Raw genomic sequence first — 918 nt, forward strand, 5'->3', positions numbered from 1 at the left:
TACTCTGGGGAGCCTATGCACGCAAGAAGAAGGTCTTGGTTACCAATCCTCATCACTTGATTATTGAATCAGCCCATCCCAGTCCTTTGTCAGTTTATAGAGGATTTTGGGGTTCCAAGCCTTTTTCCAAGGCTAATGCATTTTTAAAAGAGACAGGACAAGAGCCAATCGATTGGCTTAGATAAGGAGAAAATATGCCTCAGTTAGCGACGATTTGCTACATTGATAACGGAAAAGAACTACTCATGCTCCATCGCAATAAAAAGCCCAATGATGTCCATGCTGGCAAATGGATTGGTGTGGGTGGTAAGCTAGAGCGAGGAGAGACGCCTCAGGAATGCGCGGCGCGTGAAATCCTCGAAGAAACAGGTCTAAAAGCCAAGCCTGTGCTAAAAGGCGTTATCACTTTTCCTGAATTTACGCCTGATTTAGACTGGTACACTTATGTTTTTAAGGTTACAGAGTTTGAGGGTGACTTGATTGACTGCAATGAAGGAACCTTAGAATGGGTTCCCTATGATGAGGTCTTAAGCAAGCCGACTTGGGAAGGTGACCACACCTTTGTTGAGTGGCTCTTAGAGGATAAACCCTTCTTTTCAGCTAAGTTTGTTTATGATGGGGATAAATTGTTGGATACCCAAGTTGATTTTTATGAATAAAGGAGAAAGCAGATGCTACTAATCAAAAATGGTCGTGTAATGGATCCTAAGTCTGGTTTGGATCAAGTCTGTGATGTTTTGGTTGAAGATGGAAAGATTATCAAAATTGCGCCTGAAATCAAGGAAGAAGGAGCAGAACTGATTGACGCTACTGGTCTTGTGGTTGCGCCTGGACTGGTTGATATCCATGTTCATTTCCGTGAACCAGGTCAAACCCACAAGGAAGATATTCATACCGGTGCTCTAGCTGCAGCAGCGG

At 43.6% G+C, this 918-nt stretch carries 1 protein-coding gene and 2 pseudogenes; all 3 read left to right on the top strand.

Annotated elements, in window-relative coordinates:
• A pseudogene (locus SORDD24_RS02640) lies at positions 1–185 on the top strand (uracil-DNA glycosylase); the annotation flags it as partial.
• Positions 186–194: 9 nt separating this feature from the next.
• Positions 195–659 carry an NUDIX hydrolase gene (locus SORDD24_RS02645; RefSeq protein WP_001135756.1) on the top strand — a complete coding sequence of 155 codons (465 nt, stop codon included), beginning with the start codon at positions 195–197 and terminating at the stop codon, positions 657–659.
• 12 nt (positions 660–671) lie between these two features.
• A pseudogene (locus SORDD24_RS02650) lies at positions 672–918 on the top strand (dihydroorotase); the annotation flags it as partial.

It is taken from the genome of Streptococcus oralis, assembly GCF_001579175.1.
In the GTDB taxonomy this organism is placed as follows: Bacteria; Bacillota; Bacilli; order Lactobacillales; family Streptococcaceae; genus Streptococcus; species Streptococcus oralis_O.